Source organism: Bifidobacterium anseris (assembly GCF_002860345.1).
Lineage (GTDB): Bacteria > Actinomycetota > Actinomycetes > Actinomycetales > Bifidobacteriaceae > Bifidobacterium > Bifidobacterium anseris.
This window is the reverse complement of record NZ_NMYC01000001.1, coordinates 201890-221138: the sequence shown is the minus strand read 5'-3', so window position 1 is coordinate 221138 and position 19249 is coordinate 201890. Positions and strand designations below refer to the sequence as shown.

Genomic DNA, 19249 nt, shown 5'->3' with positions numbered 1-19249 from the left:
CTGCGGCGGCCGACCTGAGCGGGCCGCCGCACCGTTGCTCAGATTGCTGTCACTGGTCGAGGAAGTCGCGCAGCGTCTGCGAACGCGACGGATGGCGCAGCTTCGACATCGTCTTCGACTCGATCTGGCGGATGCGTTCACGCGTCACGCCGTAGACGCGACCGATGTCGTCGAGCGTCTTCGGCTGGCCGTCCTCGAGGCCGTAGCGCATCTTGATGACGCCCGCCTCGCGCGGCGAGAGCGTCTCGAGCACCTGACGGAACTGCTCCTGGAGCAGCGAGAAGGCGACGGCGTCCGACGGCGCGATCGCGTCGGTGTCCTCGATGAGGTCGCCGAACTCCGAATCGCCGTCCTCGCCGAGCGGCGTGTGCAGCGAAATCGGCTCGCGCCCGTACTTCTGCACCTCCTGCACCTTCTCGACCGGCATGTCGAGTTCGCGCGCGAGCTCGTCCGGCGTGGGCTCGCGGCCGAGGTCCTGCAGCATCTGGCGCTGGACACGCGAGAGCTTGTTGATCACCTCGACCATGTGCACCGGCACGCGGATCGTGCGCGCCTGGTCGGCCATCGCGCGCGTGATCGCCTGACGGATCCACCAGGTTGCGTAGGTGGAGAACTTGAAGCCCTTCTTCCAGTCGAACTTCTCGACGGCGCGGATCAGGCCGAGGTTGCCTTCCTGAATCAGGTCGAGGAAGAGCATGCCGCGTCCCGTGTAGCGCTTGGCGAGCGAAACGACGAGCCTCAAATTCGCCTCAAGCAGATGGTCTTTCGCCTTCTTGCCGTCGGCGGCCGCCCATTTGAGCTCGCGCCTGCGCTTGAAGTCGAGCTTGTCGCCTTCGGTGTCGAGCAGGTGCTGCGCATACAGGCCGGCCTCGATGCGTTCGGACAGGTCGACCTCCTGTTCGGCGTTGAGCAGCGAGACGCGGCCGATCTGCTTGAGGTAGTCCTTGACCGGATCGGCGGTCGCGCCCGTCGTGACGACGCGGCGGCGCGGGTTCGTGCCGGTCGGCGCGAGCGTCTCGTCGTCATCGTCGTCGCGCACGACGAAGGCGCCCTTCTCCTTGGGTTCCTCGGGCTTCTTCTCCTCGTCGTCCTCGTCCTCCTCGGGCTCGGGCTCCGATTCGTCCTCGTCCTCGTCGTCGTCCTCGTCCTGGTCATCGACGTCATCGAGGTCCTCGTCGAGGTCGAGGCTCTCCTCGTCGATCTGCTCGTCGTCCTCGTCGAGCATCACGTCCTCGTCGTCCTCGGGCTGCGCGGCGCGCTTGGCCGTCTCCTTCTTCGCGCTCTTCTTCGCCGCGGCCTTGCGCGGCTGCTTCGTGGCCTCGGTGGATGCGGACTTCTTCTTCGCCGCGGCCTTGCGCGTGCCCGACGCGGAGGACGTACTCTTGCGCGTACGCTTCGCCGGCTTGCCCGCCGTCTCCTTCTTGTCCTTCTTGGCGGAGGCGCCTTCGACGGTGGAGGTGTCCTTGTCTTCCGACTTGCCCGTGGTGTTCGCCGTTCGCTTCGTGGCCAAACTGTTCCTCCTGCTCGCTCATGATCATGCGACGCCCGGGCCGCCTCCCTTCGCGAAGGCATAGTTGCGGCAAGGGCAAGTCGCGCACTAAGTGAGTTAACCATGTCGCGGGGACGATTATTCCACGTCCCCGCGCATGTCGTCGGCCGCGTCACGGGCGCGTCTCCAGCCACTGCGGTGCGACGCCGCGCAGCAACGCCGTCAGGATGATGCCGGCCAGACGCATCCCCTCGTCGAGCATGATCGCGTGCGCCGCCGTCTTAAGCGCACGGGCGTCGCCGGTCCACCACATCCCGTAGGAGGCGACGGCGAGTGGATGCGCGGCGAAGGCGTCGGGCACAATCTGCGCGGCGCGCTCGCAGATCTCGACGCCGCGCAGGATGCGTTCGACGTCGGGAGGCTCCTGCGCTGTGAACGCCGCATTGAGTTCGCGTTCCATGCGCGCCGCGTTGCCGGGCGCGTGCGGATGGACGGCGAAGCCGGCGAAATCCGCCGCGTCGTGCGTGTCGCCGGGCGCGACGAGCGTCATGATGAGCGCGTCGCGCGAGGCGAGCGAATCGGTCATCAGCACCGCGAGCGCGCACAGCCGCTCCGCCTCGCAGTCGAAGGGGTCGAAGTCGTCGGCGTCGAGCCATGCGAGCCAGTCGGCGCACACCTCGGCGAACCGTTCGCCGGTCGCCTCGTCGGGGCCGCGGTCGCGGCAGCGCTCGCGGTAGCGCTCGTGCAGCGTCTGGCAGCGCTCGGCGTCGCGTTCGTCGATGATCCGATCCTCGTCCGGCTCGAATCCCTCGAGCGGGACGAACAGCGTGCCGACGGCCTCCGCCGTCCCGATCGATGCGTCACGGTTGGTCGACTCGATGTTCTCGTCCATCGTCGTCTCGTTGCGCTTGGTCTCCTCGTTGTAGCTGCCCATCATTGCCTCCGTTCATCGTGTCGGGCCTGTTGTTCCGGCCGCGTCGGCCGAGCGTCCGGATCCACACGGAACCGGACGCGTCTCCACTCTCGCCAAGGCGCACCGGCGGCGTCCAGCCGAACGGGGGCATGTGTACGGACGGTACCGTTATCCACAATTCGCGCACGGGGAAATCCGCCACGCCCGGGGCGCCGACGATGGCCGTCGAAGATCGCCGATGCGATCGCCGTCAGCCATCATGGAACGCCTGCGATTGTCGCAACGCTGTGGGTGAATGGCAGCTATGAGCCCCTCCACTGACTTGCAGCAGATCGAATCGCGAATCGGCGCGCTCGTGCGCGAATACGCGGGACTGGCCCGGCAGGCCGACATCCCCCCGGAGCTCGACGACACGCTCGAACGCACGATCGACCAGGCCGTCGTCTCGAGCGAAGGCGGCAAGCGGCTGCGCGCGCTGCTCGCGCTCGAGACCTACGATCTGTTCGCGCCGGACGCTGGCGAGGCTCGCCGCTGCGCGATGCTCGACATTGCCTGCGCGATCGAGGTGTTCCAGACGGCGGCGCTCGTGCACGACGACATCATCGACGACGCCGATCTGCGGCGCGGCAAGCCGTCGGCGCACCGCGCGCTCGAACAGGCGACGCACAGCGAGGCGATCGGCCGGGGACTCGGGGTCATGCTCGGCGATCTGCTCGCCACCGCCTGCACGGCGATCATGGACGACGCGAGCCAGCGGCTCGACATCCCGCAGGCGAGGGATCTGCGGCGCACGTTCATCACGATGCATCACGAAGTGGAGATCGGCCAGGTGCTCGACCTGGCGATCGAGCGGATGCCGTTGAATGATCCGGACCGGCTCGGCAAGGCCTCCTACGAGGTGTTCCGCTGGAAGACGGCGAGCTACACGACGATCGCGCCGCTCGAACTCGCGTTCCTCTCCGCCGGCATGGACCAGCAGGAGGCGGCGCGCCATGCGATGGCGATCGGCTGGCCGCTCGGCGTCGCCTTCCAGCTCGCCGACGACCTCATCGACGTCATCGGCTCGTCGAGCCAGACCGGCAAACCCGTCGGCGGCGACATCCGCGAAGGCAAGCGCACGGTGTTGCTGTCGGACGCGCTGCGCGCCGCCTCGCCGAAGGAGGCGCGCGAGCTCACGCGCATCTACGCGAAGCGCCGGCGCGGGGCGTCGGACGTCGAACGCGTCACGGCGCTCATGCGCTCGACCGGCGCGATCGACCGCTCCTACGCGCGCATCGAGGAGATGTGGAACCGCGCGTGCGACGCGATCGACGCGATGGGACTCGACGCCGAACGCACCGCGCGCCTGACCGCGATCTGCGCGCGGTTCATCCCTCAGTCGGCGCGCGCATGAGAAGCACACCACCATGTAGAATGACGTCGTCATCGGCCTTCACGGCCGCACAGCTTTTCGGGTAAGGGATACGACGGATCAAGCATGAGTGAAGCGCAGGATATGCCCAAAGACAGGCTCGTCGACGGCCGCTACCGCATCGTGCGCAAGATCGCGGACGGCGGCATGGCCACCGTCTATCAGGCGGTGGATGTCAGGCTCGGCCGCGACGTCGCGATCAAGATCATGCATCAGCAGCTCGCGCAGGGACCGTACCGCGAGCAGTTCATCGCGAGGTTCCACCGCGAGGCGAACGCAGCCGCTTCGATCGCGAGCCCCAACATCGTGCAGGTCTACGACACCGGCGAGCACGACGGCCTCGACTACCTCGTCATGGAATACGTCAAGGGCGTCAACCTGCGCGCCGAGATGCAGCGCAAGCGCACGTTCAGCGTGCGCGAGACGCTGCGCGTCGTCGCCGAGACGCTCAGCGGACTCGCGGCGGCGCATGCGGCGCGCGTCGTGCACCGCGACATCAAGCCCGAGAACATCCTGATCAACAACCGCGGGCGCGTCCAGATCACCGATTTCGGCCTCGCGAAGGCGATCTCGCAGGCCACGCTCTCGTCGACCGGCATGCTGCTGGGCACGGCCGCGTACCTCGCGCCGGAGATGATCAGCGACAACGAGGCGCTGCCGCAGGGCGACTGTTACTCGGTCGGCATCATGGCTTGGGAGATGCTCGCCGGCCGCGTGCCGTTCCAGACCGACAATCCGGTGACGATGGTCTTCAAGCACGTCAACGAGAACGTGCCGTCGGTCGCGACGGTGTGCACCGGCATCGACCCGCGCGTCGCCCGTTTCATCTCCAGCCTGACGAACCGCGACGTGTCCGACCGTCCCGCCGACGCGTCGGTCGCACTCGACCGACTTCAGGAGCTCATGCGCACGCTGCCGCCGGACGCGCTGCGCTACCGTTACGACCCGTCCGCACAGCCGCAGGCGACGACGGCGATGTCAGCGCTCGCCGCGAACGCCGCGAACATGCCCACGCCGGCGCCCAACGCGCAGCAGACACCCGGCACGCAGCAGACGCCCAACGCACAATCGACACCCCACACACAACCGACGTCGGGCGCGCAATCAACACCCAGCACACAATCAACACCCAGCACACAGCCGGCTTCCGACGTCCATCCGGGGTCGCCGGCGCAGCCGATGGCGCGCATGCACAGCGGCATGGCGCCGCGCGCGAACAACGATCCGACGAGCACGATCGCGATGCCGAAGTCCTCCCCCACGGATGGGCGTCCCCCGGCGGGCGATGACAGCCCGACGGCGATGCAGCCGCGCCGCAAGCGCCATGTCGGCCTCATCATCGGCATCATCGTGGCGGTGCTCGCCGTGCTCGGCGCCGGCGGCGCATGGGCGTGGTGGTACTACGCGGGCCCCGGCAGCTACAACACGATGCCGAAGCCCGAGGGACTCACGTGTGAGCAGAACGCGCCATGCAAGATCACCGGCGTGGACTGGAAGCAGTACAAAAGCGCGCTCGACATCGCGGACATCCACTATGCGGTGAGCGAGGCCCACAGCGACGACGTGCCCGAAGGCGACATCATCTCCACCGATCCGGCCTACGTCGACGCGCATGTGAGCAAACGCCACGAGCAGATGGTCAGGGTCGTCGTCTCGCTCGGCGTGCAGCAGGTGACGATCCCCGAGGACATCACATCGTCGGACGATCCGCTCGCCGCGCTCAAGCAGGCCGGCATCGAACACGTCAAGCATGCGGACGACACCGACGAATGGTCGCTCGACGTGCCGCAGGGCATGATCATCAGCATTACGCCGGATGCAGGCACGACGATCGCGCACAACGAAACCGTCGACGTCGTGCTGTCCAAGGGGCCGATGCCGGTGCAGATGCCCGATCTGATCGGCCAGACGAAGGACTACGCGCAGAAGACTCTCAAGGACGACAAGCTCGAGGTCACGTTCAACGAGGAGTACAGCGACAGCGTCGCCGCGGGCCGCGTCCTCTACACCTCACAGGACGCCGGATCGACGCTGCACTGGGGCGATTCGGTCACAGTGACGCTCTCGAAGGGCCCGGAGACCGTGAAGATGCCCGACGTCGTCCGCAAATCGACGGACGAGGCGCGCAAGGAGCTCGAGGCGCTCGGCTTCAAGGTCAAGATCGAAAGGCCGCTCGCCGGCGCGGAGGTGCTGCACCTCGTCCAAAGCCAGGATCCGGCGGCCGGCACCGACGTGCCGAAGCGCACGAAGGACGGCGAACCGACGACGGTGACGATCCGCGTCGTCTGAGCAGTACGTAGTCTGAGTGTAGCCACTCGAGTACGGCGGCGCATATGGAAGGAGCCGGGTGGCCATGATCGGTCGCCCGGCTCCTTCCATATGCGGCTTCCGACCGGAAGCCACGGAACGTTCTGCTTCTTCTACTCGCGGTCGGCTTCCTGCGCGGCGGCAGCGTCGATCGCCGCCTGCTCCTGCTGCATCTGCTTCTTGACGACCTGCGCGTATTCAGGCACGTATTCCTGTCCGCTCATCGCCTGGATGCGGCGCGTGACCTCGTCGGTCAGTTCGCGCAGCCGCTCATGCGTGACCTGATCGGCGGCCGTCTTCTCGACGGGGATCGGCTCGCCGTAGATGACCTTGCTGCTGCCCTTGCCGGGGATGACCTGACCGGGCTGCTGCAGCTCGCGCGAGCCGATGATCGCGGCCGGCACGATCGGGCAGCCGGTCTCGATCGCGAGTCGCGCGGCGCCGGTGTGTCCCTTGTACAGGCGGCCGTCGGGGCTGCGCGTGCCTTCGATGTGGATGCCGAACAGTTCGCCGTCCTCGATGATCTCACGTGCATGCTCGAGCGCACCGAGCGACTTGGAGCCTCCGGAACGGTCGACCGGGAAGACGCCGACCGACGAGAACCACCACTTCTTGAACCGGCCCTTGAGGCCCTTGCCTTCGAAGTATTCGGCCTTACCCATGAAATGGATCATGCGCGGGCACGTCATCGGCAGCAGCGCGTCGTCGATGACGGCCAGATGGTTCGCGGCGATGATCGCGCCACCCTCATGCGGGATGTGTTCGAGGCCCTCGACCGTCGGATTGAAGCGCCGCCGCGCGATCGGCCCAAGCGTCTTGACGAAAAACCAGTACAGCATCCGAAGTCTCCTTACGCGCTTCACATTCCGCTTGCTACAGTAGTGGTCATGACCAACCTCAACAATAGCAGCAACGACGGCGACGCGCGCCGGGGCAACGATGCGTCCGGACATGACGACTGGGAGGCCTTCCTCAACGACCACGCCGGCGAGCTCGAGGATGTGGAGCGCTCGCGCACGGCGAAGAAGTTCGACCGCCACGCCCGGCGCGAGGAGAAAAAGACGATGCTCACCGTCGACGACCTGTCCGACGAGGCGTTCACCGGCGCGGGGCGCGGCCCGCGCGACTACACAAGCAGCTGGCTCGACACCGACGACGTCCTCGACCGCCACGGCATGGGCTTCTCGGCGCCGAACCCGTCACTCAAGGGCATCCGCGTCTCGAAGCTCATCTGCGCAGCGATCGGCGCGATCGGCGTCGTCGGCGTCATCCTCGCCGCCTGCCTGCCGCATGTCGCCGGCATCGTCGGCCTCATCGCCGCGCTGTGCGTCCTCGTCGGTGCTGGCGGCCTCATCGCGCAGCACGAGGGCCGCGACGTCATTCACGACGACGATTCGGACAACGGCGCCCGCGTCTGAACGATCCATTCATCCGCGGGCGCCGAATAATCCACATTGCAAGGCCCCGTTCAGGCCTTGCGCTGCCTTCAGGCCTTGCTCTTCGCGACGGCGATCCACTCGTCGAGCAGCGCCTGTGCCTTGCCTTCGTCGACGGTGCGTTCGGCGATCGCATAGGCCTGACGGAAGCGTTCAGCGAGCGTCGCGTCGGCGTCGATGAGTGATCCGTCGGCGACGATCGCCGATGCCGCGTTGAGCAGCGCCGTCGTGCGGAACGGCACGTCCTTGCCGGCGAACAGGTCGCGCGCGGCCTGCGCGTTGTAGTCCGGCTCGCCGCCGCGCAGATCGTCGATCGTGACCTTCGCGAGTCCCAGTTCCTCGATCGGGTCGAAGGTCGTCTCGACGACCTCGCCGTCCTTGAACTCCCACACCGAGATCGGACCGGTCGGCGCCATCTCATCGAGTCCCTCGTTGGATGTGTAGACCATACCGCTCTGGCCGTTCGCCGCGTAGACGGCGGCCATGATCGGGCTCATCGCGCGATTCGCGCAGCCGATCGCCATGTGCTTCGGGTTCGCCGGGTTCGTCAACGGTCCGAGCACGTTGAAAACGCAGGGCACGCCAAGCGCGGCACGCACCGGTCCGACGAAGCGCATCGCCGGATGGAAGGTCTTCGCGAACGCGAAGGTGATGCCCACCTCGTCGGCGATCTCGGCGACGGCGGCCGGCTTGAGGTCGAGCGGCAGTCCGAGCGCCTCGAGGCAGTCGGCGGCGCCGCATTTCGAGCTCGCCGCGCGGTTGCCGTGCTTGACGATCATGACGCCGGCGGCCGCCGCGATGACGGCTCCCATCGTCGACAGGTTGACGGTGTGCGCGCCGTCGCCGCCGGTGCCGACGATGTCGGTGCATTCACGGTTCACGTCGAGCGGCACGGCGTGCGCCACCATCGCCTTCGCGGCGCCCGCGACCTCGGCGGCCGTCAGGCCCAGCTGCTGCTGCGTTGCAAGCACGGCGCCGACGGCCGCCGGCTGCGCGTTGCCCTGCATGAGGTCGTCGACGAACCACTCGGATTCCTCGGCGCTCAGATGCTCGCCCTTCACGAGCTTCATCAGGATCGTTTTCCAGGTGATGTCGGCCATGACCTCTCCTCATCGGTATCGTGCAATGCATCGACCAGTCTAGGAAGGCCGTGCAACGAACCTGTTTCGATTCCCGCATCATGGTCATGCGCCTCACGTCTGGTCTGCGTCTCTCTACAATCACCTCCATCGCAACACCGATCGCAACATCGACGGAGGCACCCATGCCGCATACAATCCTCTTGTCCGACGACGCCGTCAGCTTCGACGCCGTCACCGTCCCCTTCCCGATGTCCATCGGCGAGCTCACTGCCGCGCTCGGCTGCATGCCGGACCGAGATGTCGTGGACGAGCACGGCGCGCGCCATCTCGTCTACGACGGGCTCGGTCTGGTATTCGCTCCCCTGCGCGCACCGATGGACTGGCTGCGCAAACGCGACGCGTACATCGACGACGACCATATCATCACCGGCATGGACGTCTACTGCGGTCCCGCTGTGCGCCCGCAATGGCGCGAGCGCGTGCTGCCGGACTCCCCCTGCGCCGCGCGCATCGCGAAGGCCGGCGGAAATCCGCTGTATTTCATCTCCGACCGCGACGAGATCGGCGCACTCCATGTCATCCGCTGGCCCGAAGACGGCCACGGCCCCGACGGTCCGGCACCCGACGTCAACGATCCGCTGTCCGTCTCTTTTTGTCCCGAGCGCAGGTTCCCTCCGGCGAACTACACGATCCGCAAACCAAAGGAACCGGTGCTGGCTTTCACCCATCTCAATTTCAAGCTCGCCGTCATCCAGCGGCTCATGTACGAACTCGAGGTGCTCACGCCGCGCTTCGACATCTTCGATTTCGCCGCGCAGTATTCCGGCAAACCAATCGACACCGAGAGCGAGACAGTCATCCGTCCTGCACTCAACTGGTTCAAGCGGCTGCCCATCCCCGCCCGGCTGGCATCTGAACTCACGTCGTTCACGATGGACGGCGCCGACGATGTGTACATGAACATCATTCCACAGTGGGACGGCGAGGACGACGTCTTCGACCTCGACGCCGTGAGCACGGCCGAACTGGCGCAGTTCCCGAATCTGCGCTCGGCGACGATCATGAGCGGCGACTACGCCGGCGTCAGCACCGTCTTCGCCGCGCACGGCATCGACGTGCGCCCGCTATGAAATTTGAAAACGGCGGGGGCGCCGCAGCAACTGCTGCGGCGCCCCCGCCGTCATATCCCGATCAGTGATTGACGCTTGGGTCGGCTCACTGCTCGTTCTGGCCGTGGCACATCTTGTACTTCTTGCCCGAACCGCACGGGCACTGCGCGTTCTTCGGCGTGCCCGGGAATGTGCGTCCGTCCGCCCACGGCGTCTTGAGCTCCTCGTTCTTCGGGCGCTTGTTCGCCGGCACCTTGCCTTCGGCGTGCGAGATCGGAGCCGGTCCGATCGGCGAGTGCATGTCGTTCTCGTCGATCTGCTCGACTGCGTGCTTGACTTCTTCGCCCATCGCGACTGCGGTCTCATCGGCGGTGTCGTCGTACTTCGACGGCTCCTCCGGCTCGACTTCGCGCACTTCGTCGTCGTTGAGCTCGTCGACGTCCACACCTTCACCGAGCGCGGTCTCCGCGGCATCCACGACCTGATCGTCGGTGACATCCTGGGCCATATCCTCGTGGTCGCGCGTCTGCGCGACCGAGTCGATGTCCACATGGAACAGCAGCTGGATGGACTCCTCCTTGATCGCTTCGATCATCGAGTTGTACATCTGGTAGCCTTCGCGCTGGTATTCGACGAGCGGATCGCGCTGGCCCATGCCGCGCAGGCCGATGCCGTCCTTGAGGTAGTCCATCTCGTAGAGGTGCTCGCGCCACTTGCGGTCGAGCACGGCGAGCACGACGCGACGCTCAAGCGTGCGCAGGCCCTCCTTGCCGAGCTTATCCTCAAACTGCGCGTACTGCTCCTGCGCATCCTTGACGAAGAGGTCGACGACGGCGTCGACGGCCTTCTCGCCCTTGAGGCCTTCGGCGGCCTTCTTGGCCTCGTCCTCGGTCACGGTCGTCGGGAAGATGCCGCGCACGGCCTTGAACATGCCGTCCCAGTCCCAGTCCTTCGGCTTGTCGGAGCCGCGCTTGGCACCGGTCACGTAGCTCGTGATCGTGTCCTTGATGAAGCGCTCGATGTCCTCGTGGATATCCTCGCCCTTGAGCACCGCCTGACGCTCGGAGTAGATGACGGTGCGCTGCTTGTTCATCACATCGTCGTACTTGAGGACGTTCTTGCGGATCTCGAAGTTGCGCGATTCGACGGCCTTCTGCGCGTTGCGCACACCCTTGGAGACGGCCTTCGACTCGATCGGCTCACCTTCCGGCATGCCCTTGGCCATGACGCGCGCGACGAGCTGCGTGTTGAACAGGCGCATCAGGTCGTCCTCGAGGCTCAGGTAGAAGCGCGATTCGCCCGGATCGCCCTGACGGCCGGAACGACCGCGCAGCTGGTTGTCAATACGGCGCGACTCGTGGCGCTCGGTGCCGAGCACGTACAGACCGCCGAGTTCGACGACCTCCTCATGCTCGTCCTTGACCTGCTCCTTGATCTGCTTGAGTGTCTCGGGCCACAGCTTCTCGTACTCCTCCGGCGTGTCCTCCGGCGAGTAGCCTTCCTCCTTGAGCTTGGCGTCGGCGAGGAACTCGACGTTGCCGCCGAGCATGATGTCGGTGCCTCGGCCTGCCATGTTCGTCGCGACGGTCACGGCGCCCTTGCGGCCGGCGACGGCGACGACGGCCGCCTCCTTCTCGTGCTGCTTCGCGTTGAGGACCTTGTGCGGGATCTCGACGACGTCGAGCAGTGAGGAGACAACTTCGGAGGCTTCGACGGAGGCGGTGCCGAGCAGGACCGGCTGGCCCTTCTTGTGGCGTTCCGCGACGTCCTTGACGATCGCCTGAAGCTTCTCCTTCTTCGTGCGGAAGATCAGGTCGTCCTTGTCCTGACGGATCATCGGTCGGTTCGTCGGGATCGGCAGCACGCCGAGCTTGTAGGTGCCCATGAACTCGGCGGCCTCGGTTTCGGCGGTGCCGGTCATGCCGGCGAGCTTGTCGTACATGCGGAAGTAGTTCTGCAGCGTGATCGTCGCGAAGGTCTGGTTCTCGGCCTTGACCTCGACGTTCTCCTTCGCCTCGATCGCCTGATGCAGGCCTTCGTTGTAGCGGCGGCCCGGCAGGATGCGGCCGGTGTGCTCGTCGACGATGAGCACCTCACCACCGGTGACGACGTAGTCGCGGTCGCGCAGGAACAGCTCCTTGGCCTTGATCGCGTTGTTGAGGTAGCCGATGAGCGCCGTGTTGCTCGGCTCGTACAGGTTGTCGATGCCGAGGTAGTCCTCGATCTTCGTGATGCCCGGGTCGAGGATGCCGACGGTCTTCTTCTTCTCGTCGACCTCGTAGTCCTCGTCGCGCACGAGCTTGAGCACGAGCTTGGCGAACTGGCGGTACCAGCGCGTCACGTCGCCCTCGGCCGGACCGGAGATGATCAGCGGCGTACGCGCCTCGTCGATGAGGATCGAGTCGACCTCGTCGACGATCGCGTAGTGGTGGCCGCGCTGCACGAGCTCGTTCTTCTCCCACGCCATGTTGTCGCGCAGGTAGTCGAAGCCGAATTCGTTGTTCGTGCCGTAGGTGATGTCCGCGTTGTACTGCTTGCGGCGCTCGGCCGGCTTCTGGCCGGTGACGATGCAGCCGACGCTCATGCCGAGGAAGCGGTAGATGCGGCCCATGAGCTCGCTCTGGTAGCTCGCGAGATAGTCGTTGACGGTGATGACGTGCACGCCCTTGCCTTCGAGCGCGTTGAGGTAGCTCGGCAGCGTCGCGACGAGCGTCTTGCCTTCACCGGTCTTCATTTCGGCGATGTTGCCCCAGTGCAGCGCCGCGCCGCCCATGAGCTGGACGTCGAAGTGGCGCTGGCCGAGCGTGCGCTTCGAGACCTCACGCACGGTGGCGAAGGCCTCTGCCATGATGTCGTCGAGCGTCGCGCCGTTGGCGAGCTTCTCCTTGAACTTGGCGGTCTGTCCCTTGAGTTCCTCGTCGCTCAGCGCCGCGATCTGGTCCTCGAGCGCATTGACCTCCTTGGCCACGTTCTCCAGGCGCTTGATCTGACGGCCTTCGCCCATGCGAAGGGCCTTGTCTACGATGTCTACCAATGTCACTCCCTTTGTGAGATGGTCGCTAACATCATCCACAATAACGGACGGACGGATTTTCCCCTTCGTTTTTCGACCTGTTTACGTAAATTTCTCACGTTCTGTCACAGGACATCCACAAACGCCCGTCCGGCGCCCCTCCCCGGATACGAAAATCGGGGACGGCCCCCCTCCTCGGGAGCCGTCCCCGACCGACCGCTGCACGGCGACCTTTCAGATTGCCGGCGCGTATGGCCCAAGATCAGGCCTTCTTGGCTTCCTCGGCCTTCTTGATGTTCTCCGGGGTGTCGATCTCGAAGACGCCGTAGCTCCAGCCGTGACGGTGGTAGACGACGGACGGGCGCATCGTGTCCTTGTTGACGAACAGGAAGAAGTCATGGCCGATGAGCTCCATCTCGTAGAGCGCCTCGTCGATGCTCATCGGCTCGGCGACGTGGAGCTTGCGGCGGATGACGATCGGCGTATCGCCGACGTGCACCTCGATGGACTCGCCGGGGCCGAGATCGGACGCGACCGCGGCGGCCGGGCTGTTGGCGTCGGCGGCGGCGCCCATGATGTCCTCTTCCTCCTCGGACGGCGGCACGAACTCGCCCGCGTCGACCGGGACCGGCGTGTAGTTCTTGCGGTGATCCTTGCGGCGGTCACGAGCACGGCGCAGACGCAGCGTCAGCTTGTCGAGCGCCAGATCGAGCGCGCTGATCTCGTCGAGGCTCGAGGCCTCGGCGCGGATGACGGTGGCGCCGGCGATGACGGTGAGCTCGACGCGCATCGCCGTGTCATGCATACGCGGATTGCCCTCATGCGACAGCACGACCTGGACGCGCTGCGCATCAGGGGCGATTGCGGTCACACGATTCATCTTGCTTTCGACGACGTCACGGAACTTCTGCTTGATCTGAATGTGACGGCCGGTAATCACGATATCCATGTGGACCTCCCTAGACTCAAGCGGCGGCATGCCGCTATATACGGACCGGGACGACGGTTCCGCCGTCCGGATATCACTCATTGTAACCGACGACATGCGGGAAAGTGCGGTAAAGCTGCTGGTTTAACTTTTTTTCGATACGACCCGTCCATGATTGACCGCGATGTCGCGCATCGTGTTAGAATACTGCCTTTGAGACCTCTTGATGGCCGCGACCAGCAATGGTTGAGGAACTTCCGGGCTCCGCAGAGCACGATGGCGGATAACGTCCGCCCAGGGCGACCTGAGAGATAGCGCAGCAGAGAACAGACCGCCCGCCCTTCGGGACGGGTAAGGGTGAAACGGCGGTGTAAGAGACCACCGGGCCGCTGGCAACAGCCGGCCGCATGGCAAGCCTCATCGGGAGCAAGGCCAAGCAGAAGACGCTTGAGGGCTGCTCGCCCAATGTCTTCGGGTAGGCTGCTAGAGCCTGACGGCGACGTCAGGTCGAGATGGATGGCCATCCGTGGCGCGTCGTGCCGGGTTTTCGGCGTGGCGCGTCACGACAGAACCCGGGGTATAAGAGGTCTCACCTTCTACTTTCTATTCGTCTCCCCTATTGTCGCCGCGTGCGCTGAACAGCGCCTCACCGACTTCGCGCAGCATTTGCGAATCATGCCCCTTGCGGCCTCCCGCGCTCCAGAAGCGGCGGCGCGCGACCTGCGGATCCTTGCCGCGCGTGCGCACGGCGACGGAGCGGCCGAGCGCCCATGCCGCGTCGACGAAGAGTCCGTCGGCGTCGGCCTCGGCGGCGACGCGCGTCGCCAGCGCGCGGTCGACGCCCTTGCGCGTCATCTCCATGACGGCGCCACGCATTCCCATCATCCGGTTCGCGCACGACCGCGCGACCGCGCGCGCGTATTCCTCGTCGTCGAGCAGCCGCAGCTCGGTCAGCCGGTCGACGACCTCGCCGATGACGTCGTCGGCGTAGCCACGTTCGGCGAGCTTGGCGCGCAACGCCCCCGTCGAACGGGCGGCCGCGTCGAGCAGCCGCAGCGCCGCCTCCTTGCATCGTTCGCCGTCACGCGGATCATCGGTCTGCGTGACGGCGAAGCCGCCCGCCGAACGCCGGCGCTCATCGCGACGATCGGCCTTGCGTGCGCCGGCGCGTCGTCCACTACGCGCATAACGGACTACGTCATCGTCCCTCGATGCGCCGAAAGTGCCACCGAACCGGGCAGACGAGCGCGGCGCGGCCGTGTCATCGTGGACAGCTATGTCGCCACAATCGGCATCGTCCTCACGAACATCCGCGCCGCGGCAGCCAATAGCATCGTCATAGGCGACAGCGTCCTCGCGGGCATCCGCATTGTCGCGAACGGCCACGTCGTCGCGGACGGCCGTGTGCTTGCCACCGCCACGACCTTTGTCACGCCCGGTGACGACCTCCTGCGGCGCCGCCGGCACCGGATGCGCCACGAGGAACTCCTCGACGGAGATCATCAGCCGTTCTTCTTCGCCGTCTCGCCGCCGGCCTCGGTCGTGGCGATGTCCTCGGATTCGATCGTCGATTCGACCTCCTCGCCCTGTGCGAAGGTGTCCTCGGGCGCGTCGATGAGACCGTAGGCGATCTTGACCTTGTTCTCGATCTCGTCGACGATCTGCGGGTTGTCCTTGAGGAAGCGGCGCACGTTCTCGCGTCCCTGGCCGAGCTGCTCCCCCTCGTAGGTGAACCACGAGCCGGACTTCTTGACGATGTCGGTCTGCAGCGCCATGTCGAGCACCGAGCCTTCGCGCGAGATGCCCTCGCCGTAGAGCACGTCGAATTCGGCCGACTTGAAGGGCGGCGCCATCTTGTTCTTGACGACCTTGACCTTCGTACGGTTGCCGACCGCGTCGTCGCCGCTCTTGAGCGTCTGGATGCGGCGGATGTCCATGCGCACCGACGCGTAGAACTTGAGCGCCTTGCCGCCGGTCGTCGTCTCCGGGCTGCCGAAGAAGACGCCGATCTTCTCGCGCAGCTGGTTGATGAAGATCGCCGTCGTGTTCGCCTGCGCGAGCGCGCCGGTCATCTTGCGCAGCGCCTGGCTCATCAGACGCGCCTGCAGGCCGACATGGCTGTCACCCATGTCACCTTCGATCTCGGCCTTCGGCACGAGGGCCGCGACCGAGTCGATGACGATGACGTCAAGCGCGCCGGAGCGGATGAGCATGTCCGCGATCTCGAGCGCCTGCTCGCCGTTGTCCGGCTGCGAGACGATGAGTGAATCGGTGTCGACGCCCAGATTGCGCGCGTAGACCGGGTCGAGCGCATGCTCGGCATCGATGAACGCCGCGACGCCGCCGTTCTTCTGCGCGTTCGCGACGACGTGGAGCGCGAGCGTCGTCTTGCCGGACGATTCGGGTCCGTAGATCTCGACGATGCGGCCGCGCGGCAGGCCGCCGATGCCGAGTGCCATGTCGAGCGCGAGCGAGCCGGTCGGGATGACCTCGACGTCCTGTTCGGGCTTGTCGCCCAGACGCATCGCCGATCCCTTGCCGAAGCTCTTCTCCACCTGCTTGAGCGCGTTCCTGAGCGCCTCCTGACGCCGCGGGTCCACATTCGGCCCGAAGCTCATGTCCTTGTCGGACTCCTTGGCTTTCTCCGCCTTCGCTGCTGCCATCGCAGCCCTCCTTTGTCTTACGTTGCCACGGGCGCGCACGCGGTCCGGGCCGCGCGGGCGCCATCCACGATATGCACGGGCACGGCGTGTGTCCGCCCTGATGGAAGTATGTGTACGGACGGACCCGTTATCCACATTTCGCCGAGCGCTGCACAGCCGTGTCGGCTGTGTCGAGGCACCATCATACCGGAAGATACGAACATTTGTTCGAACATCGGCGGCGTGTCGCACGACGTTCAGCGATGTCCCTGAAAATCAAGCGATGTCCCTGAAAACCAATGAGCGCCGCCTGTACAAGCCGACCGGCGCCGTCAACGAAAGTCGACCGGCAGCGGCGGGGCGACGTGGTCCTTGCCCCAGCGCCGCGCGTCGGGCACGTCCATCTGGTCGCACAGCACATTCCATACGACGCGCGGCTCCTCGCCGTCGGCGAGCGCCTCGACGACGGTGCGGCCGCCGAGCTTCGTCAACCCCTGGTCATGGGCGAGCGCGCGCCCGTAGGCCGAGCCGAACACTTCCTCGAGCAGTTCCCAGAATTCTCGTTCACGCATACCGCGCCACTGTACACCGCGCGCGGCTCACGCGAAAGTCCCAGCCTGCGAAAGCCCAACGCGCAAGATCCTCACACAACGGGAATGGGGACGTCCCCACCGGGGCGTCCCCATTCATGTTCAGGCGCTCAGCGGCCGTCATGCGCGGCGCGCGCCGTATCGGTCCGTCGTTCAGGCGTCCACGGAGTCGAGGTAGTCGGCGACCATGCGCAGCATCTGCGACGTGCTCAGACCGAGCGATTCGGAGATCGACGCGAGCAGCTCGGAGCTGGCCTCCTTCTGTCCGCGTTCGACTTCGGAGAGATAGCCGAGGGAGACCCCGGCCTTCTCGCTGACCTCACGCAGCGTCTTGTGGTCGTGCGTGCGCAGGTCGCGCAGCACGTGGCCGATGGCCTCGCGCAGCGAGACCTCCTTGACCTCGCCCATCGTTTCGCGCTTGCGGACGACGGCGCGGGGCTTGGCAGTCTCCGCGTCCTCCTCCTGCCACATGCGCACGAGCGCGGCCTGACGCTCGTCCTTGGCCTTCTTGGCGGCGCGGGCGCGAAGCACCTGCTGCTGCGCGAACATGACGGCGCGGCGCTGGGCCGGCGTCAGTTCACGCATGCGTGCCGTTCCGTTGCGCGATGGAGTGGAAACCTCGACCTTCCTGACCTCGGTCTGTCCTTCGGTGAAAGTCATCATATCCATAGTGTTCATGGCAATCACACTCCTTTCCTTATCGACAGTGTTCTTCATTTCCAGTATCGGGAATCATTCCTGTGAAGAACCTGTGAATTCTCTCAGGTTTCCCAGAACACAGCCCACGGTCCGCTGTCTAATAACCTCTCTAGAACCTTGCAATTCCAACTCTACTGCGTATTGTGAAGAACTCGTGAAAAAATACTCGCTTCTCGGCAGCGACACGCCGAAGTACACCAATCCAGCCGGTTTTCCCTCGTCCGGTCCGGGCCCCGCGACACCGGTCGTCGACAGTCCGATAATCCCGGAGCGATATTCCGGTTGGCTGAACAGTTTTGCCGTCGACGCCGCCATCTGGCGTGCGACCTCGGGGTCGACGGCGCCGTGCGTGCGCAGCAGCTCCGCGTCGACGCCGAGCACCTTCGCCTTCGCGTGGATGTCGTAGGTCACGGCTGAGCCGAGGAAGACGCGCGAGGCGCCGGGGATCCTGACGAATGCATCGGCGAGCAGGCCTGCCGTGAGCGATTCGGCGCACGCGATCTTCACACCACGTGCCTCACACCATGCGAGGATCGCCGCCGCCTGCTCGTCGCAGTAGTCGCGCAGCCGTCCCATATCGTCAATTCGGCGCGGATCGGCGCCCGCATATTCGAACTGTCTCGTCATGACCCACCTTCCATATGTCATGCGCACGCACGCGAAGCCCGTATATGCGCGTGCGCGCTCCATCCTAGGAGCGCGCACCCATGAACGCCACAGCGCGGCATGTCGTCGACCGGCCGCGGGCGTTTCGGCATCGTCACTGTCGTCGATATCGTTTCGCCGATATCGACGTTGCCGTGCAGCCTCAGCGTCCGGACGACGCGGCGGCATCGTCAAAACGATGCTGCGTCGACGCCGACGTAGCTGCATCCGCGTCGTTGATTTCGGCCGCATCAGAGCGCGGCTGTGCAGCCGCGCTCGCCGCGCCCTTGGCGTGCGCGCCGGCGGACTTCGACGCCTTGAGCACGCCGCGCACATACTCCCATCCCGAGTACAGGCACAGGATCAGCGAGAAGTAGATCAGCGTGTAGGTGACGACGAAATAGACGGTCAGCCACGCCGGATGCGCGCCGGCCGGCACGAAGGACCACACCGGGATGAGCAGCAGCCCCAGTCCGAGGCACTGCGTGAAGGTCTTGTATTTGCCGAGCTGGGAGGCGGCGATGACGGAGCCGCCGTGGTCGATGACGAAGAAACGCATCACTGTGATGCCGATCTCGCGCACGAAGAACAGCGCGGTGACGACCCAGCCGAGCCATGCGATGCCGAACTCGTTGAGGCTCGCGGCCACGATGAGCGTGCCGAGCGTGAGCAGCTTGTCCGCGATCGGATCGAGCAGCTTGCCCAGTTCGGTCACCTGATTGTATTTGCGCGCCATCCAGCCGTCGATCTTGTCGGTCGACGCGGCGAGCGCGAAGATGGCCGCCGCCGCCCAGCGCATGCCCATGTTGCGCGAGCCCCATTGCCCCGCGCCGATGTACAGGCCGAGAAAGACGATGACGAGGATGATGCGGGAGAAGGTGACGAGATTCGCCGGAGTGTTCCATCCGTCCCACCATGCTGCACGTTTGCTTCGCTGTTCCATGCCGTTCACACTACCCCACGCCGTATGACAGTCGCGTGACAA

General features: G+C 65.6%; 15 protein-coding genes, 1 other RNA gene and 1 pseudogene. 5 read left to right on the top strand and 12 right to left on the bottom strand.

Translation table 11 applies throughout. From position 1 onward, the window contains the following. Nucleotides 1–49: 49 nt before the first annotated feature. Complete coding sequence (locus CGZ88_RS00935) at nt 50–1510, bottom strand: RNA polymerase sigma factor (RefSeq protein WP_101670878.1); 1461 nt, start codon at nt 1508–1510, stop codon at nt 50–52. A 151-nt stretch (nt 1511–1661) separates the two neighbouring features. Further along, complete coding sequence (locus CGZ88_RS00930; RefSeq protein ID WP_155802789.1) at nt 1662–2426, bottom strand: hypothetical protein; 765 nt, start codon at nt 2424–2426, stop codon at nt 1662–1664. Between the two features lie 280 nt (nt 2427–2706). Here CGZ88_RS00930 and CGZ88_RS00925 point away from each other — a divergent pair, with 280 nt between their 5' ends. Next, nucleotides 2707–3795 carry a polyprenyl synthetase family protein gene (locus CGZ88_RS00925; protein WP_101670877.1) on the top strand — a complete coding sequence of 363 codons (1089 nt, stop codon included), beginning with the start codon at nt 2707–2709 and terminating at the stop codon, nt 3793–3795. 84 nt (nt 3796–3879) lie between these two features. Next, the gene (locus tag CGZ88_RS00920) at nt 3880–6102 is read left to right on the top strand and encodes a Stk1 family PASTA domain-containing Ser/Thr kinase (RefSeq protein ID WP_101670876.1); all 2223 of its coding nucleotides are present in this window, start codon (nt 3880–3882) and stop codon (nt 6100–6102) included. A gap of 131 nt (nt 6103–6233) precedes the next feature. Here CGZ88_RS00920 and CGZ88_RS00915 read toward each other — a convergent pair whose 3' ends face one another. Further along, nucleotides 6234–6959 carry a lysophospholipid acyltransferase family protein gene (locus tag CGZ88_RS00915; protein WP_026645094.1) on the bottom strand — a complete coding sequence of 242 codons (726 nt, stop codon included), beginning with the start codon at nt 6957–6959 and terminating at the stop codon, nt 6234–6236. Nucleotides 6960–7007: 48 nt separating this feature from the next. Here CGZ88_RS00915 and CGZ88_RS00910 point away from each other — a divergent pair, with 48 nt between their 5' ends. Beyond that, the gene (locus CGZ88_RS00910; protein ID WP_101670875.1) at nt 7008–7538 is read left to right on the top strand and encodes a hypothetical protein; all 531 of its coding nucleotides are present in this window, start codon (nt 7008–7010) and stop codon (nt 7536–7538) included. A gap of 68 nt (nt 7539–7606) precedes the next feature. Here CGZ88_RS00910 and trpD read toward each other — a convergent pair whose 3' ends face one another. Further along, on the bottom strand, nt 7607–8656 hold the full coding sequence (gene trpD / locus CGZ88_RS00905; RefSeq protein WP_026645096.1) for an anthranilate phosphoribosyltransferase: 1050 nt from the start codon (nt 8654–8656) through the stop codon (nt 7607–7609). Between the two features lie 164 nt (nt 8657–8820). On the opposite strand from trpD, the gene CGZ88_RS00900 reads away from it, so the two are divergent. Further along, the gene (locus tag CGZ88_RS00900) at nt 8821–9768 is read left to right on the top strand and encodes a DUF6892 domain-containing protein (protein WP_026645097.1); all 948 of its coding nucleotides are present in this window, start codon (nt 8821–8823) and stop codon (nt 9766–9768) included. Nucleotides 9769–9853: 85 nt separating this feature from the next. Here the strand turns inward: CGZ88_RS00900 and secA are convergent, their stop codons facing one another. Continuing rightward, nucleotides 9854–12781 carry a preprotein translocase subunit SecA gene (gene secA, locus CGZ88_RS00895; RefSeq protein WP_101670874.1) on the bottom strand — a complete coding sequence of 976 codons (2928 nt, stop codon included), beginning with the start codon at nt 12779–12781 and terminating at the stop codon, nt 9854–9856. A 241-nt stretch (nt 12782–13022) separates the two neighbouring features. Beyond that, nucleotides 13023–13709, bottom strand: a complete 687-nt coding sequence (gene hpf, locus CGZ88_RS00890; protein ID WP_026645099.1) for a ribosome hibernation-promoting factor, HPF/YfiA family — start codon at nt 13707–13709, stop codon at nt 13023–13025. A 193-nt stretch (nt 13710–13902) separates the two neighbouring features. Here hpf and rnpB point away from each other — a divergent pair. Then, nucleotides 13903–14284: RNase P RNA component class A (gene rnpB, locus CGZ88_RS00885), an RNA gene on the top strand. A gap of 7 nt (nt 14285–14291) precedes the next feature. Here rnpB and CGZ88_RS00880 read toward each other — a convergent pair. From CGZ88_RS00880 to pgsA, 6 genes and pseudogenes are all read right to left on the bottom strand, one after another. Then, entirely contained in the window at nt 14292–15191 is a 900-nt protein-coding gene (locus CGZ88_RS00880) for a regulatory protein RecX (protein WP_081664058.1), read from the bottom strand. Further along, nucleotides 15191–16306 (bottom strand): recombinase RecA, encoded by a 1116-nt coding sequence (recA, locus tag CGZ88_RS00875; protein ID WP_165778700.1) that lies wholly within the window; start codon nt 16304–16306, stop codon nt 15191–15193. Before recA ends, CGZ88_RS00880 begins: the two co-directional genes overlap by 1 nt. Before the next feature lie 356 nt (nt 16307–16662). Continuing rightward, on the bottom strand, nt 16663–16902 hold the full coding sequence (locus CGZ88_RS00870) for a DUF3046 domain-containing protein (RefSeq protein ID WP_026645100.1): 240 nt from the start codon (nt 16900–16902) through the stop codon (nt 16663–16665). A 171-nt stretch (nt 16903–17073) separates the two neighbouring features. Continuing rightward, complete coding sequence (locus CGZ88_RS00865; RefSeq protein WP_026645101.1) at nt 17074–17589, bottom strand: helix-turn-helix domain-containing protein; 516 nt, start codon at nt 17587–17589, stop codon at nt 17074–17076. Nucleotides 17590–17652: 63 nt separating this feature from the next. Further along, nucleotides 17653–18246, bottom strand: coding sequence for a CinA family protein (locus CGZ88_RS00860; RefSeq protein WP_034523754.1), 594 nt, complete (start codon nt 18244–18246; stop codon nt 17653–17655). 322 nt (nt 18247–18568) lie between these two features. After that, a pseudogene (gene pgsA / locus CGZ88_RS00855) lies at nt 18569–19207 on the bottom strand (CDP-diacylglycerol--glycerol-3-phosphate 3-phosphatidyltransferase); the annotation flags it as partial. Between the last annotated feature and the right edge of the window lie 42 nt (nt 19208–19249).